This is a genomic window from Enterococcus sp. AMC1086, from assembly GCF_058216575.1.
The window spans coordinates 666,327-683,065 of record NZ_CM177100.1; the positions used below are offsets into that span (position 1 = coordinate 666,327).

Sequence of the window (16,739 nt, forward strand, 5' to 3'; positions counted from 1 at the left end):
TTTTTTAGCAAAATAATTACTTTATCAGACATGGAAGTATATCAATTCTTAATAAGCAAGTATTGAGAGGAGAGGTCATTGTTTTTTATTGCTCTCTAATTGTTTGGATATTATGATAGTCTTTTTTAGTCAATTTATTATCTTTATTTGTATAGTAGTAAACTTTATCTTTTGTTTTTATTTCTAAAATTGGTTTTTTATCGGTTAAAACAAGTAAATAAGCAGGTTTATTATCAACCTGAAATTCGCCAGTTAAATAATTTTCAGTAGCAGTACCATAAATACGGATTCTATCTTTAGGTAGACGATCGATCAGTTCGACAGATTCAATATCTTTCCAATCGATTTTTCTTGATTGACTTAATGGCGCGGATAAAGAAATGCCATTATGCGTAGTCGTTAATTCGAACGGATTAGCAGAGAAATCACTGAGCAACATCGGAATACTTGCTGCAATTAAAGCAAGCAAAACAAAGATACCAGTCACGCTCATAACTAGTTTTCCACCAAGTGTACCTAAGTTCATTGAGATATTCATTCCCACACGATCAGGCACGATGACTCTCTTATCATTTGGATTGATATAGATGCCGTACTTCCAATATTGATCTTCGTCACTATAGCGATATTCTTTGGCCTGAGCAATTAATTGATCTTGTTTCGTTCTGGCTGAAAATAAATAGTAAAAAGTGAATACTACAAAGACGAGAATCAAAACCGCATAACCGATTAAAAAGAGCATCATTTGTTCATAAGGCACCATAACCGAACAAGTGGACATAAAGGCTAAAGGACTCAATACTAATGCTGAAACAGCCATTAAAACAGACCAATGATGACGCATTTGGTCATTGACTTGCTGATTGATCGTTTCGTCGCTTGTCAACGGTTTTACTGGGAAACGTGCAATAAAATAATAGAAAAGAAGAAACATACCTGCCAAAAGAAGAGAAATAAGGCAAATAATCCAGTTTCCATTGGATAAACCAATTGTTTTAAACGTATACACACAACCTGAAAGTGTGATCAGTATACTTGGTAAAAACCACCAAACGGAAATTAATTTACGATTTTTATTTGCCACTAATTTTGTATCAACTAAAATTGGGCTAGTAGGTAAAATCCAATTATTTTGGACTTTAACAGTTGTCATTTTCCGAATATAGATAACTTGTAAGTAAAAAGAAGTTCCAATAAAGCCGATCGTCATGACTAGAAAATAGAGTAAAGTCAAAGAATCATAAGGAATGACTATGATAGGAAGGGCTAAAATAGAGAATAGAAATGCCCACTGTACTAATCTTTTTTTGTACGTCTTAGTAACGAATAAAACTTGTTCGTCTTTAAGTTTATTTTTTGGCAAAGTCGTTTCTAAAATAATATTTTTATGCGGATTTGCAGGAATTCTTCCGGCAAAAGCCATTATAAAGTTGACACCAACAAGTAATAAATAATGAAAAAAATTCATTTTCAACACACCTTTTACTGTTCAAATTTTTGGTAGATCTGTTTAACTTCTTTTTGAATCATATTTTCTGAGAGCTGATGGATAGAAGCCTCTGCTAATAACAGTTCTAACTCCTTTAAAAAACGTTCCTGAAAAGAAAGACTCAGCGATTGTTTCTCAGCAACCTTCGTTCCATTTCGGCGATCAGTTAGAATGTAGCCATCATTTTTCAATAATGTGTAAGCCTTTGAAACGGTCATCATATTTACGCCAATTTCATCTGCCATTTGTCGAACGGAAGGAAGACTCTCGCCAGGTTTCAGTTTCTTTGTAGCGATCCCTAAAATAAGTTGATTACAAATCTGTTGATAAATTGGCATTTGACTTTGAGTATTTATTTCCAATAACATGTGTTCACCTCTTTTTGCTCTTTGTATTACATATAATAATACAGGTGATGCAAAAAAGCAATTTTATTTTAATAAAAACTTGAGAGATTGAAAATTCAGGCATATAATGGGAAGAGAAAACTATCAGTGAAAGGATGAATCAATATGTCAGTAATCGAACCTGCAGTAACACAAAAATTTCACAACACATTTGTGGAAAATAACAAACAAAATGCTTTACAGCGTGGAGTTGTCAAAAATGGGATTACAGCTTCGGCCCAAAATCAAAGTGCTGAAGTAAATAATGTTCCAGTATTTTCAGTGGATATTGCAACTGGAAAAGTAGCTAATCAAAAACAAAGTGGACGTTGCTGGATGTTTGCAGCATTGAATACATTTAGACACAAAATGGTCAATAGCTTTAATTTAAAAGATTTTGAACTTTCTCAAAACTATACATTTTTCTGGGATAAATTTGAAAAATCGAATTATTTCTATGAAAATATCATTGCGACTGCTGATCAAGAACTAGACAGCCGAAAAGTTGCTTTTTTATTGGCAACACCACAACAAGATGGTGGACAATGGGATATGATCGTTTCCCTGTTCCAAAAATATGGGGTTGTGCCTAAAACGGCTATGCCTGAAAGTAGTAATAGCTCAAATTCGCGAGACTTAAATACTTATTTAAATAAAAAATTAAGAAAAGATGCAACGATTTTACGTGAATTGATCGCTAGTGGTAAAACAGCGAATGATATCCAATCAGCCAAAGAAACGATGCTTGGAGAAGTCTATAATTTTTTAGCGATTTCATTAGGAACACCGCCGGAAAAAATTGATTTTGAATACCGTGACGAAGAAAAAAACTATCACTTGGATCGAGGCTTAACACCACAATCATTTTATGAAAAATATGTTGGCGTGAATCTAGATGATTATGTAAGTGTGATCAATGCGCCAACTGCGGACAAACCTTACGATCAAACCTATACTGTAGAAATGCTAGGAAATGTTGTAGGCGGCAAAGAAGTAAAATATATCAATTTGGATATGACGACATTCAAGAAATTAGCTATAGCTCAATTAGAACAAGGAGAATCTGTTTGGTTTGGTTGTGATGTGGGTCAATCTTCTACAAGAGATAGTGGGATCATGTCGTTAGATGCTTATGATATGAATGATTTATTCGATATTGATTTTACAATGACCAAAGCCCAACGATTAGATTTCGGTGAAAGCCTAATGACACATGCGATGGTCTTAACTGGAGTGGATATGATCGATGGTGTTTCTACTAAATGGAAAGTAGAAAATAGCTGGGGTGAAAAAGTCGGCGATAAAGGATTCTTTGTGATGAGTGATGCTTGGATGGATGAATATACGTATCAAATCGTTGTTCGTAAAGATCTTTTGTCGAAAGAATTACAAGAAGTATGGAAACAAGAACCCACTGTTTTAGCACCTTGGGATCCAATGGGCGCTTTGGCGTAGTCATAAACCACGACTATTTATAAGCACAAAAAAATCTTATTTTTGCAGTTCTGTACTTTCTGATGTTGGTGAGAAATCACTGGCATCTTTTTTTGTAAAATAATAGAAAAAGATATTCTGTTTTCCTTAGAATTAAATCGACTGAAACCTAATAAAAGAAGAACGTAAGGTGTTTTATAAAAAATCTTATCAATTGAATTTTAGCCTTCTAAGCTTAATTATCACTTTGTAAGCTTCGTAAAGTCTATAATTTTAAACATAGAATTTCTTTATACTTACTCATTTTTTCAGAAAAACAAAAAAGAACGCAGAAGAGTTTCTCCTACGCTTTATTTTATGATGATTCAATTTAATTTACTTGGATTTCTTCACCAACAGTAGTTGAAAAATAACCTCTTTTAACAATGAGATGAGATTTTCATTACGCCAAGTATGTGAAGATTTTCAAAAAGATTTTAGTGTGTTATAATTTGTGTGGACAAAAGAAAGACGTTGATATTACTACCGCCTAAAGTAAGTAATATCAACGTTGACCGATTCACTAGGAATCTTTTTTTGATAATATCAGTGTATCATATGTTGAATATATTTACAAAATCATGGAGCAACATTTTTCAGAATTATTTAAATAAATTGCATTTTTTTTAATATAACACGATTATTGGAGATCGACTAGAATAAATAGCAATAAAAATGATTGGATTGATAGACAATATAGTTACTATTGTAGCCTAAAAAGTGTTTTTAATAATTTTTTGAATTTATTAAATTTTATTTAATAAATACCAAAGAAATTAGCTGTTGCCAATTTTATCATTATGGAGTAGAATGATAAATAGTTTCAACAGATTGAAATAATTAATTAAATCAAAATAACTTTTGATAACTAGCGCCGGCTGCTTATCAGTAAAAGTGTGAGTCGACAATTCTTAGGCCATAGATAGAATTGTTGATTGACGCTTTTTTTATTTGTTGTTTTGAACACTTGTTGAGAAGCACAAGATGAAACGATGCTATCTAGCTTCATGGGAGAGAGTAAAAAAAGATAAAACTAGGAGGATTTTTATGAACAAGGATTGGTTTAAATTAATGATTGGAGCATTTTTTGAAGTATTATGGGTGATTGGGCTGAAACATAGTAATACATGGTGGGAAATGTTATTGACTTTTATTTTTATTTGCATTAGTTTTTACGCATTGATAAAAGCAGGAGAAACTTTACCAGTTGGAACAGCTTATGCGGTATTTGTTGGGCTAGGAACAGCAGGTACAGTGATTACAGGTATATTATTTTTTGGTGAAGAATTTAAGCTAGCTAAAATTCTACTGATCGGAGTGTTACTAACTGGCGTTATGGGATTGAAATTTGTAACAGGTGAGAAAGGAGCGGGTCAAAAATGAATTGGGTCCTTTTAATTGTTGCTGGAATGTTTGAAATGCTAGGTGTTGGAACTATCAATCGCTTTAACCAAAACAAAGATAAAAATGCATTACTTTTATTGTTTCTGACTTTTGGCAGTAGTTTCCTTTTTCTTTATTTGGCAATGAGGGAGTTGCCGATGGGCATTTCTTATGCGATTTGGACAGGAATTGGCGCAGCAGGAGGAGCTATTTTAGGGATGGTTTTTTATGGTGAGTCCAAGGATTGGCGTAGAATTGTGTTTATCGGGATCATTTTAGTATCCGTTATGGGGTTAAAATTGATTGAATGATTTAGGTAAATTGGAGATCTCGAGGCACAGGTATCATAAAGAACAAAAGAAAAAATTTAAACAAAAATCTATCAATTCCCGCAAACTGCTTGTATTAGGAATTGAACGATCTGTTTCTTTGTCTTGATTGAATAGGCTAAATAATAAACATGATTCTCCTACTTATCTAAAAAATAGAAGACTGAAAATCTTTTTTTATAATTTTCGGTCTTCTATTTTATGGTTTTGGAGACTTAAACTCCAAGTTTTTTTCCTTTTGTAGTATGTATGACCTATATTAAATAAGTTAGATAGATGCTGTACATTCATAAGATTAATTGATTGTTCTTAGTTTTTCCTTGCATTTTTATGTGCAGATCCTGTGTGTTAGTTTACTTTTCTGATTTTATTTTGCTTTTTGATATGGTTATACACTGTGGGGACTGAGACATTACATTTCTTCGCAATTTCAGGAACAGATAAATCTGAATTAGTATACAGGTTTAAGGCTTCGTTTACCTCTTTTGTTCGTGGTGGACGTCCCAGCTGCTTACCGTTTTCTCTGGCTGCATCAAGACCAGCCATAACCCTTTCGCGAATCAATTCCGCTTCCATTTCGGCAAAGGCACCCATAACGGTGAAAAAAAAGCGTCCCATTGCAGTTGTTGTATCAATATTGTTTTGAATACTGACAAAGTGAATATTTCTCCGATCAAATTCTTCTAATAAACTCAGGAGTTGCTTCGTTCCTCTAGCTAACCGATCAAGCTTGAATATAACCAGTGTATCACCTGATTTTAAGCAAGACAATACTTTGTTTAGCTCGCTTCTGGATGTCTTTCGACCACTTTCACGTTCTTTGTAAATGAAATCTACGCCATATCGTTCAAGCGCTTTTTGTTGAGAATCAAATTTTTGCTGATGCGTACTGACACGCATATAGCCGATCACTGCCATTGATAAACACCTCTAAATGATTGATGGTTGGATTGTTGTGTTGCTAGTGAAACGTATAAAGTTGTAGACTCATTCAACGGTTGAAACAGCTGAATGAAAGTTACTAAAACATCATGACCACCGCCTTTTAGATCAATAATACAAAGAGTAAAAAAAAAATTTCAAATACCATTGACTTTCAGTTTCCTCTATAATAAACTAATGATTTTTATAGAGCTTAAACGCCTGTAATTTTTTTAGAGGAAACAATATAGAAATACGTTATGAAGGGATTTATCCACTCAAACGTATTTCTTTTTTGCGTTTTAGTTGATTTTCTCAATATCATTAGTTTTTTGGACTGTGCAAATGGCTTGAATCCCATAATGAAAAGCTTATTCTATAGAGCTTATATTAGTTGATTTTTTTAATTATTAAATGGAGGAATCATTGTTTTGTGAAGTTCAAGGCAAAGTGAGGGTTTAAAAAAATGGCGGAAGAGCGAAAGAAGAAACAACCAAATAAAAGAAAAAGACCTGCAAAATCATCATCGAAACAGGCAGTAAATGGGAGCAAAAAATCTAATCGTTCGAAACCAACAGCCAAGTCAGAAAGCAGGAAACCGCAATCTGGAAAAAAGAAAAAAAAGCAGGTTTCTGCTTCTAAAAGAAAAAAAACCGTCACGCATCATAAGCCTAAAAAGCCTATTTATACAGTGTTATTTAATATTATTTTTTATTGCTGTATTTTGTTCATGGTTGTTGGATCGATCATTTTTGCAACTACCAAAAATGCGGATAAAAGTATTTTTGGTTATCGATTTTTGGGTGTACTAACGGATTCAATGGTGCCCAGAGACCCAGAAAAGCAAAAAGGGGGATTTCATTCTGGAGACGTGATCATCATAAAAAATATTGCGGGGAATAAGGCTGAAGTAGGTGATATTATCACATTTCGACCAAGTATCAAAAGCCAGGCCTTTTTGACCCATAGAGTGAAAGAAAAGCTAGATCATTTAGGCGATACAAAAGGCACTTATTATATCACACAAGGTGATGCTAACTTGGCGGAAGATGTTCCGGTCAATGAAAAACAAGTGGTCGGGAAAAAAATCGTAGTGATTCCTAAAATCGGTGCATTTCTAAGTTTTGTACGTGAAAATACGCTGGTCTCGATTATCTTTTTAATCTCAGTTTTCGGTTTTATTACGATCATCAGATACTATATTTTAAATAAATAAAGATATTTACTTTCTAATAAGAAGTGAAAGAGGCTATCTATCACCCTTGTTAAAAAGTTAATAATAAAAAAAATTAGGAGGAACAGAAGAAATGAATAAAAACAGAAAGAAAAAAGTCCTTGCGTTGGCAAGTGCCTTCGCACTTGCAGCAATAGCTGCGGCAACATTTGCTTGGTTTGCGAGTGAAGACCAAAAAACCAACCATTTTGAAGGTCAGATTGCAACAGGAAAAGACATTGAAGTAGTGGAAACATTTGAACCACCAACCGAATGGGATCCAGGTTCAGAAGTAAACAAAGATGTAGCAATTCAAAATATCGGTGAATACAAAACATTGACTCGTGTCTCTTTAGCGGAATCACTGAAACTCTTGAAAGACTATCAAGCAAAACCGACAACTGGTGCTGAACTTGAAGGGAAGACAAGTAAAGACGTTTATGTATTACCAGGTACAGATGCTCCAGCTGGCTTCACAGACTCTACTTTTGACAGTACTGGTGCACCAAAAATCACTATAGCAGCAGGAGATTTCGCTGGAACTTATACATTGAAAGTCAAAGAAAAAGCTGAAACAGTTGGAACAAAAACGACGTATACGTATCGTTACGCTTTTGAAAAAGGCGGTTCTTTATATTATGCAAGTGGAATTGATGGATTTGTTCGTAATGCAACAAATCAAATTAGCGTAAAATCAGGAACACCAGCACTTAGCTACGTTTCACTAGAATATAAAGCTGCTGAAGAAAAACAATGGACACAAGCGCCTGTTTATGCGCCAACATTCACACAAGATGGCACCTTGATTTGGAATGCACCAGCTGCAACAGGATCAGGAAATATCCAAATTTCATTCAACAATATCACAACCGATCCAAAAGTTGCGGATAAATGGTATTTCAATGCTGCTGATGGTTATTTCTATTATACAAGTGTACTAGATCCAGGTGCGAATACATCACAGTTGATGGATGCAGTGAAATTACTAGGTTCAGCTGGAAATGAATACAGCAAATTGAGCTATGACCTAACGGTAAAAGGGCAAGGAATTGCGGCTTATAAGGACGCTGTCGATGATTGGTTGCCAGCAGGTGTCAATGATGCTTTAGCTACAGCATTAAAAGCGTTAGTACCTGCTAAATAAATGAAAACAGCTATCTATTTTGAGGGGGAAAAAGGATGAAAAAAAAATACAGGGGAGAAAAGTGGATACTCGCAGGCGTAATCTTACTGATTAGTCTATCACTTACCTTAAAACCTGTTGAAGTAAATTCTGAGTCCAATCTTCCTCCTGGAATAGTGGCCGGTGATGATCAAGGCATCAAAATAAAAAATGATGGTCAATATCTCGTTGACATCCGAGATGTAGCGCCAGGGAAAAAATGGTCTACAAAAATTACGATCATCAATATTGAAAAAGATATTCCCTATCTCCTAACAATGAACATAAGTAAATCGACACTGGTCAAAGGATCATTAGACTTGTCTAAAGCGATTCAGATGACATTGATTTACGAAGGGAAAGAAGTCTATAAAGGATCTTTATCCGGTGTAAACAAAACGTTAAACCTTCAAGATAAATCAACGCCATTAAATCTGGGCACGTTTAAAGGTGGCGATTCCAAAATGTTGGAAGCACACTTTGAGTTGGATGGAAAATCATATACTAATAGAGATTTTTTTGAAAAAAATGTTGTAGAGAATATTTGGTACTTCAAAGCGATAAAAACGATTTTACCTGATACTTCAGAATCAGATCAACCAGAAAAAACTTTTTTAGAAAACCTAACAAGTAAACTAAGACTGCCAAATACAGGAGAAGAATGGCGTAATGCTTTGATTTTTTCGTGTATAGGCTTGTTCTTGATATTAATTTCTTTATTGATAGTTAAACATAAAAAACAGGAAAAAAAACCTTGTAGAAAGAAAATAAAACATCAATAAATGCAAAATTAGCAACTGGATTTCTTAGAACGATCAAGCTATAGGAGGCAGTGAAGTGTGAAAAAGAATAAACAAAATTCTGTCAAAAGAAACAAACAAAGAAAAAAGAAACAAGCAAAAGTAAACACGAAACTGATTATTGCAGTCTGTACATTTCTCTTTTCTGGTTTGATGGTTCTAGGAAGTACATACGCGTGGTTCGTTTCAGAAGATAGTGAGGTCAACCATTTTGTGGGAACCAGATTATCAGCCGAAATCGTAGAAGAATTTGAACCTGAGGTTGAATGGCAGCCAGGCTTAACGACAAAAAAAATCATCCAAGTCAAAAATACTGGAAATATACCTGCATTTGTTCGAATCAATTTATATGAATACTTACTAACATTCAAAATCGATACCACAGATCAAACGGGCAATGGTAACTTAGCAATTTCTAAAAACGAGGTGTCACCAACCGTTGATCAAAAAAACACAGAATCATGGAAACCAGCGGCTAAAGTTGGCGGAACTTATTTGTATGAAGGCAAAAACCTTATTGCTGAAAACGCAATTGTCCCGAGTCAACTTACGGGTACAGAAATGTATAAGTTCAGAGATAGTACTAGAAATAAAACAGCATTACGTTGGTTTCAGTTAGGCTTTCCCGATAACGTTTATGCTTCAACGCCTCCAATCGGAACGAAGCAGTATTGGTTATATAAAGATGGGTATTTTTACTACTCTGAATTGCTTCAGCCCAATGAAATAAGTGCAGCAGTAATGAAAAATATTCGATTAAGCCCTGATGCTCCCAACAAATTTAAAGGCTCTCTCTATCAATTGAACCCAGTAATGGATGCACATGATGGGACAAAAGGACTTTTAAGTATGTGGAATATTGGTACCTCTGGAGAGATATACAACATGTATCATGAGCGTTTAAGTGACTAAAAGGAGTGAAAAGATTGTGAAGAAAACGCAGACTTCAAAAAAGTATCCAACTGCTAAACGGCTCTTTTTATTTACAAGCTTCTTAGTGATTCTTGTCAGTCTTTCCTATGGATTATACCAAACATATGCAGCTTTGACGGATAGTGACCAAATGCAGAACGAATTTAGGCTTGGTGACTTTCAAACTTCAATAGAAGAAGAGTTTGATCCGCCAATGTCATTTGAACCTGAAAAAGAGTATTTAAAAAAAGTATCGATAAAAAATACAGGCGAGCAGGAAAGTTTTATTCGCGTCTTGGCATTACCCGTACTTACAAAAAAGCAGCCAGGTGGTTCACTCACATTATTGCCTGCAACTGTTGATGGAACAGCTCCTGTCCTAAGTATTGATTATAATTTAAATGACTGGATCAACGGTAAAGATGGTTATTTTTATTATAAAAAGAAACTAACAAAAGGTGAAAGTACACCAAATTTGTTTACCAAAGTGAAAATGAACCAAGCAAATATCACCGAAGAATATGTAGGTGCCCGGTTATCATTTGAAGTCAAAGCAGAAGGAGTCAGCACGACAAAGTTCGCTTATAGAGATGCTTGGTGGAATGGAGAAATACCCATAAATAATCCAGCTTTAGAGATAGATGATCAATTAAAAAATCAAACCATCAATGAATAGATTCAAAATTATAAAGACAGGAAAGAGGGCGCCGCTTTGAAAAAAAAGAAAAAAGGGCAATTGATATTTTTTAAATGGTTTATGCTGATTTTTTGCTTGATTGGTTCTGTTTATGCGGCACAATCCTCATTGTCGTATACGAATGCTCCTGTCAAAGCGGCTAAAAAAACAGAATTACAGCCGGGACAAATAGAATTAAGCAAAACAGCCGAACCAGTTGCTGGTATGGTCAATCAATGGGATATCACGCTTCGTATCGAGGGTCGTAATCAATTTCCACCACCTCCAACAGATATCGTGTTGATCATCGATACATCAGGAAGTATGAAAGACAATGACCGCATGATCAAAGCAAAAACTGCGGCTGAAAAGTTTGTAAATATGGTTTTACGTAAAGAGTATGATAATAGAATCGCACTTATTACGTATAGTTCGGAAGTCACAAACTATACATTTAATGACAGTGGCTGGAGTGAACAATTTGTCGATGCTGCGCACAAAGGGTTGTTGACTGATAAAATCAAAGAACTAGAACCCATTGTGAACGGCGGGACCTTTACCCAAGCCGGCATAAAATCTGCAACAGAGGTTATGGCAAAGGCAACAGGAAAAAAAAGAAATATTGTGTTGATATCAGATGGGGTTCCAACCTATAGTTATCCACCTACGGAGCCATATAATCAGCTGATCGGTATGGATAAATTTGATTACAGACAAGATGACTATACCTACTATGAAAGTGTCAAAACAATTCCAAAAGAAAAATTCAATTACAACAAAACATATGGAAATGGTGCACGCTATCGAATCGGTGCATTTGCTCCTGAGTATGAACAAATGCCAGCCAATTCTAAAAATCGATTAATGGCTAATCATGCACACAGTGCAATTGCTGAGGCAACGATTGCTAAAAACGAAAAAATGTCGAATGGTGAGTATGTGGTGACGGATTTTTATACGATCGGTGTGGATATGGATTCCACGTCTCAAGATGATGAAGTTGTTACAGGAAATCAAACAATGAAAGAAATTGCTACTTCTGAGGATAAAAGTTTTGCTGCAACAGCTGATAATTTAGAAGATATTCTTAGCGGTATTGCTGGAGAAATCGTAGGGGCAATCAAATCAGGATTTGTTGTCGATCCTATGGGGCTAGGTTTTGAAATGGAAGGGGAAGTCGACGCTACTCAAGGTACTACTGAGATTAAAGAAGTTCTTGGTCGACCCACGATCAATTGGAACGTAGGAACGCTCAAGACGTCTGTTTCTAGTGAGCCTGATGAAGATGTTATGTTTGCTGAGATTAAGTATCGTGTTAATGCTGTAAATGATATTTTACAACCCAATATCATTGATTCCAATGGATTGGCTGCAACAAATGGAAAAACAACGATCGTTTATAAGGACTATAACGATCAGGTAAAACAAACAGAATTCATTGTACCTAAAGTCAAACCAATCATCGTTAGTTTGCAAAAAAAATTGCACAATGAAAAAGGTGAGGAAATAGCTGATCGAACAGAACTGTTTGATTTTAGCTATGGTAAAGATCAATATACAACAAATGATCACTTTTCTCTTTACTCAAATGAGCTCAAAAAAATAGTGCATCCATGGAAAGCAGATCAGGATTATGCAGTAGAAGAAGTACTAAAAGCCAATCAAGAATATGAAACGACGATCGAAATCAATGGTTTAGCGACTACCGGGATAAAAAGCAACTTTAAATTTGCAGCTACTGCTGCGGCCTATGCACACCAGCAAATCATTGTTACAAATAAGAAAATTCCAGAAACGAAAAAAATTATTTTAAATATCCGTCAAAGTGTGCTTAAACCAAATTCTGAGTTAGTCGTTCCTTCAAAAGGATTTTATAGATCTGTGATTGATGAAACACAGCAAAATATAAATCTAATTTCTGAAAGTACAACCAAAGATTCAGCAACTGATGTATCAAAAGAACTTTTTACAAAATATGAAATTACATTAGCAAAACAACAAAAGCAGCTTAAAATCAAAGATCTGATTCCAGAATATTATACATTTTTTGGCTATATTGCAACTACGACAAATTCAGCTTTAAATGTAACGCACCTTTCTAGTAACACGTCAGCTTTAGTCAAGAACAATGAAGCTCTTTTAGATTATCAAAAGGATAATGAGTATTGGGTAACGATGTTCATCACACCCTATATTGGGGAAGATAGTGATGGAGAACCTGTTGTTTCACCTAGACCATATAGCTGGGATTACAAAGTAAACCAGTTTGGTTCATAATTTTTATAAAAAAAACAAATAATTTTTAATAAATACCATTCGTTTTTAAGATTTTTTTGAATTCTTTTACAGTTACTTGCTGCTCTAACGTTTCTAAAATAGCAAGGTAGTTTTTGATAGTAGAATTAGCTGGCTGTTTATGGATCACTGCTTGGGCAATTTCATAATTTAAGCTTGCGATGATCGTTTCAAATAGTCGGTAATTAGTTTGGGCTGTTTCTTTGGCCAAAGTTGAAAAAAGTACAGTATTTTCATAGTCTTGGCTATTTAAACATAAACAAGAAAGATTTAGATAGATGCGTAGCTTGATGTCTTGATATTGCTCTAGAGTACCTAGAACGTCGATTTTTTTTCCGACTAAGGTTCCTAAAGCGATGGCCTCTGAGAGCTCAAAACAGTATAAAGAATTATTTAAAAGCTTTAATTCATAGAGATACCATTTGTCGATACCAATCAAGTATTGTTTGATTGGAAGCATCAACTGTTTCATAGTACTAATGGTATTAGACTCGGTCTTATCGGAGTTTAAATAAAGCATTGCTTGTGTGATCAAATTTAAGTGAGCGTATTTTTTATTGTCTGTTGTTTTATACAACTGTTTAGATCTTTCTGTAAGTGAAATGAGCTTCTCCTTATCTTTTTTAAAAACTGCCTGGCTTAATTGGTGGTATAAATGATTCTCGGTTGGAAATGATTCAGGATCCAGTAAAAATAGAAATTCATCTACCGAAATAAACAATTTTTCCAAAATCATTAGAAATTTGTCAAAAGATGGCATATTGGCATTTGTTTCAATCAAATAATAGGTTTGCCTAGTCATGATACCCTCGTAAATATCTTTTTGACTAAGTCCTTTTTCTTGCCGGATCTTCTTTAATAATGTTCCATAATGGTTCAAAAATGATGCTCCTCTCTAGTGGTAAAAAATACTTTGCCTTGCGAATAAATTTGTAATGCTTATGTTATTATAACAAAAACATTAAATGAATATCTAATAATAATATAAATTTTCGAATTAAATTAATTTGAAAAATTGAGAGGAGTTGAGCATTATGATCACATTATTTATTTGGTTCATCACTTATTAAAATTAGTATTCAAAAACGTCAAAAATCAAACTTGTTGGGGGAACTTTATTTTATGAAACAGAAAATCAGCTATTTATTTTTTTCATTCGCTTTAATTTTATTAACTTTGGGCGTCTTAGGTGCCAAGCAAGCTGAAGCAACTCAAAGTAATGGATCGTGGTCAATAGGGTCTGCTATAAACAATCAGACAGGAACTACGTATACAGATGGTTACATATCAAATACTCAAAATGATCTTTCAGAGAGTACGAATGCAACTTCTCGATTTTTTGCTCCAGTATCATGTGGTGGTATACAAGTAATCAAATATGATGAACGTACGAATGCGAGATTGTCAGGTGCACAATTCACAATTTATGACAGCTGGAATCGACCTGTCCAAGTCATTCAAACAAACAACAATGGTATCGCTGAAACACGGTCATTGCGTCTCGGCAATTATTCTATACGCGAAACAAAAGCTCCATCTGGCTATCAATTGGAGACAAGCGCGATGCGTTTTAGCCTTCTTAGGTCAGGGCAATTTATTTGTATAACGAAAAGTAACAAGCCGTTACCAGTTCAAAAAGGTTGTCTTAAAATCATTAAAACCAATGAAAAAAATCAAGTTTTAGCCGGTGCTGTGTTTGATGTTTATAACGCAAATAATCAATATATGGGAAGAATCACGACCAATGCTAACGGGATCGCAACTTTGGGAAATCTTCCTTATGGAACATACAAATTGATCGAAGTGAAAGCACCTAATGGTTATCAACTAGATACAACGCCGAAATACGTCACTATTTCTGCAAGCTCACCAAGTGGAATTGCTAGCATCAATATAGTAAATAAGAAAGAAATCACGACAGGAGAACTTGAAATAATCAAAAAGGATGAAACTGGCAAAGCCTTGGCTGGAGCAGAGTTCATCGTTTTAAATAGCAACACGACACTAGTTGGACAAGTGACAACGAATGCCAATGGAGTAGCAGTAGTAAAAGACTTACCATATGGCATCTATAAAATTATGGAAATAAAAGCACCAGACGGCTATGAATTAGATACAACACCAAAATATGTCACAGTTTCTAAAACCGATCCGAACGGTAAGGTTAGTATCACCATTTTAAACAAGAAAAAAATCACAACAGGTGCACTTAAAGTAATCAAAAAAGATGAAACAGGTAAGTTATTAGTCGGCGCCGAATTCGACGTTCGTGATGCAAACAACAAGGTCGTTGGGAAAATCACAACAGATGCCAATGGAGTAGCAACATTGAAAGACTTGCCATACGGCACCTACAAACTAATTGAAACCAAAGCCCCAGAAGGCTATGAATTAAATGCAACACCGAAGACGATCACGATCTCTAAAGATGATCTAAACGGTGTAGTGAGTATAACTATTGTGAATAAAAAAGAAAAAATAACTGGAAATCTTGAAGTAGTGAAAAAAGATGAAAACGGAGCTGTCTTAGCTGGAGCTGAATTTGATGTTTATAGCGCAACGGATGAGTTGGTTGGAAAAATCACAACAGATGCCAATGGAATCGGTCAATTAAACGACCTACCATATGGCACGTATAAATTGATTGAAACTAAAGCGCCAGAAGGCTATGAGTTAGATACGACACCAAAATTTATCACACTATCTAAAACGGATCCAAATGGTAAAGCATCTATTGATATAGTCAATAAAAAAATAGAATTACCGGTTACGGGTTCTTTAAAAATCACTAAATATGTGAAAGACTCAGACCCCACTGTGTATTTAGCAGGTGCTGTTTTTGAAGTCTATGATACTAATACACAACTCTTAGGAACTTACACGACAAATGCTAATGGAGAAATTCTTTTAAATGATTTAGAGCCAGGAAAATATTACGTGGTTGAAATCGAAGCACCACCAGGCTATGAACAAGACTCGACTTTTTATGAAGTATCAGTTGAATCAGGGAAAATAGCTGAAGTGAGACATGCGAATATCAAAAAAGAAAATTTGGGTGCTTTGAAAATCACAAAATTTGCCAAAGATGAAGATGGTTTCGAAACAGATACCGTCTTACCAAATGCAGAATTTGAAGTAAAGGATTCAACTGGAACGATTCATAGAGGCGTCACGGATACCCAAGGTGAGCTTTTCTTCCCGGATTTACCAGAGGGAGAAGTAACAATCACTGAAACAAAGGCGCCAGACGGCTATGAAATCGATACAACGACTCAAAATAAATCGATTGCTGCAGGAGAAATTACAGAAGCAACTTTTTATAATAAACCGAAACAAGAACAAGGTCGGGCCTTAGTTTATCTTTCAAGTAATGATGCAAAACAAGGACTAAAAGGCTTGGAATACAATATCACGTGTATTAAAGGTGGGACATTTGAAACCACTGTTGTATCTAATACATTTGGGCAAATGAGTATTTACTTGCCGCCTGGTGAATATGAAATCGAACCAGTTGTAAAAAGTTATACTTTCACCCCTAAACCAACAAGCTTCAAAATCGAAGCAAATAAATTCACTATCATCAGACTAGTAATTTAAGCTGGATCAGTGAATGCAAAAGTGTTTTAAGATAGATTGTTTCAACAACAATCTATTTTAAATAGATGGTAATAAAGGTGCACATTTTATTATCGAAAACAAA

The 16,739-nt window shown here is 34.8% G+C and carries 14 protein-coding genes; 10 read left to right on the forward strand and 4 right to left on the reverse strand.

What is annotated here, in order from left to right; all coding sequences use genetic code 11:
- Nucleotides 1-85 precede the first annotated feature (85 nt).
- Nucleotides 86-1,468: a PH domain-containing protein gene (locus tag AC4BC4_RS03195; RefSeq protein ID WP_490476756.1), complete on the reverse strand. Its 1,383-nt coding sequence runs from the start codon at nucleotides 1,466-1,468 to the stop codon at nucleotides 86-88.
- Between the two features lie 14 nt (nucleotides 1,469-1,482).
- Nucleotides 1,483-1,857 carry a GntR family transcriptional regulator gene (locus AC4BC4_RS03200; RefSeq protein WP_490476757.1) on the reverse strand — a complete coding sequence of 125 codons (375 nt, stop codon included), beginning with the start codon at nucleotides 1,855-1,857 and terminating at the stop codon, nucleotides 1,483-1,485.
- A gap of 144 nt (nucleotides 1,858-2,001) precedes the next feature.
- Here AC4BC4_RS03200 and AC4BC4_RS03205 point away from each other — a divergent pair, with 144 nt between their 5' ends.
- The 3 genes from AC4BC4_RS03205 (at nucleotide 2,002) to AC4BC4_RS03215 (ending at nucleotide 5,042) form a co-directional block, all read left to right on the forward strand.
- Nucleotides 2,002-3,330, forward strand: coding sequence for a C1 family peptidase (locus AC4BC4_RS03205; protein WP_490476758.1), 1,329 nt, complete (start codon nucleotides 2,002-2,004; stop codon nucleotides 3,328-3,330).
- Nucleotides 3,331-4,395: 1,065 nt separating this feature from the next.
- Nucleotides 4,396-4,731: a DMT family transporter gene (locus AC4BC4_RS03210; RefSeq protein WP_438757229.1), complete on the forward strand. Its 336-nt coding sequence runs from the start codon at nucleotides 4,396-4,398 to the stop codon at nucleotides 4,729-4,731.
- Nucleotides 4,728-5,042, forward strand: coding sequence for a DMT family transporter (locus AC4BC4_RS03215; RefSeq protein ID WP_490476759.1), 315 nt, complete (start codon nucleotides 4,728-4,730; stop codon nucleotides 5,040-5,042). Before AC4BC4_RS03210 ends, AC4BC4_RS03215 begins: the two co-directional genes overlap by 4 nt.
- Before the next feature lie 366 nt (nucleotides 5,043-5,408).
- Here the strand turns inward: AC4BC4_RS03215 and AC4BC4_RS03220 are convergent, their stop codons facing one another.
- Nucleotides 5,409-5,978: a recombinase family protein gene (locus AC4BC4_RS03220; protein WP_438757227.1), complete on the reverse strand. Its 570-nt coding sequence runs from the start codon at nucleotides 5,976-5,978 to the stop codon at nucleotides 5,409-5,411.
- 469 nt (nucleotides 5,979-6,447) lie between these two features.
- Between AC4BC4_RS03220 and AC4BC4_RS03225 the strand changes: the two genes are divergently transcribed.
- The 6 genes from AC4BC4_RS03225 (at nucleotide 6,448) to AC4BC4_RS03250 (ending at nucleotide 13,021) form a co-directional block, all read left to right on the forward strand.
- Complete coding sequence (locus AC4BC4_RS03225) at nucleotides 6,448-7,197, forward strand: signal peptidase I (RefSeq protein WP_490476760.1); 750 nt, start codon at nucleotides 6,448-6,450, stop codon at nucleotides 7,195-7,197.
- A gap of 91 nt (nucleotides 7,198-7,288) precedes the next feature.
- Nucleotides 7,289-8,338, forward strand: a complete 1,050-nt coding sequence (locus AC4BC4_RS03230) for a BsaA family SipW-dependent biofilm matrix protein (RefSeq protein ID WP_438757225.1) — start codon at nucleotides 7,289-7,291, stop codon at nucleotides 8,336-8,338.
- 35 nt (nucleotides 8,339-8,373) lie between these two features.
- The gene (locus AC4BC4_RS03235; protein ID WP_490476761.1) at nucleotides 8,374-9,138 is read left to right on the forward strand and encodes a hypothetical protein; all 765 of its coding nucleotides are present in this window, start codon (nucleotides 8,374-8,376) and stop codon (nucleotides 9,136-9,138) included.
- Between the two features lie 57 nt (nucleotides 9,139-9,195).
- Entirely contained in the window at nucleotides 9,196-10,068 is an 873-nt protein-coding gene (locus AC4BC4_RS03240; protein WP_490476762.1) for a BsaA family SipW-dependent biofilm matrix protein, read from the forward strand.
- Nucleotides 10,069-10,084: 16 nt separating this feature from the next.
- The gene (locus tag AC4BC4_RS03245) at nucleotides 10,085-10,744 is read left to right on the forward strand and encodes a hypothetical protein (RefSeq protein WP_438757222.1); all 660 of its coding nucleotides are present in this window, start codon (nucleotides 10,085-10,087) and stop codon (nucleotides 10,742-10,744) included.
- A gap of 36 nt (nucleotides 10,745-10,780) precedes the next feature.
- Complete coding sequence (locus AC4BC4_RS03250) at nucleotides 10,781-13,021, forward strand: vWA domain-containing protein (RefSeq protein WP_490476763.1); 2,241 nt, start codon at nucleotides 10,781-10,783, stop codon at nucleotides 13,019-13,021.
- A 25-nt stretch (nucleotides 13,022-13,046) separates the two neighbouring features.
- Here AC4BC4_RS03250 and AC4BC4_RS03255 read toward each other — a convergent pair whose 3' ends face one another.
- The gene (locus tag AC4BC4_RS03255) at nucleotides 13,047-13,919 is read right to left on the reverse strand and encodes a helix-turn-helix domain-containing protein (protein WP_438757220.1); all 873 of its coding nucleotides are present in this window, start codon (nucleotides 13,917-13,919) and stop codon (nucleotides 13,047-13,049) included.
- Nucleotides 13,920-14,161: 242 nt separating this feature from the next.
- On the opposite strand from AC4BC4_RS03255, the gene AC4BC4_RS03260 reads away from it, so the two are divergent.
- Nucleotides 14,162-16,636, forward strand: coding sequence for a SpaA isopeptide-forming pilin-related protein (locus AC4BC4_RS03260; RefSeq protein ID WP_490476764.1), 2,475 nt, complete (start codon nucleotides 14,162-14,164; stop codon nucleotides 16,634-16,636).
- The last annotated feature ends 103 nt before the right edge of the window (nucleotides 16,637-16,739 follow it).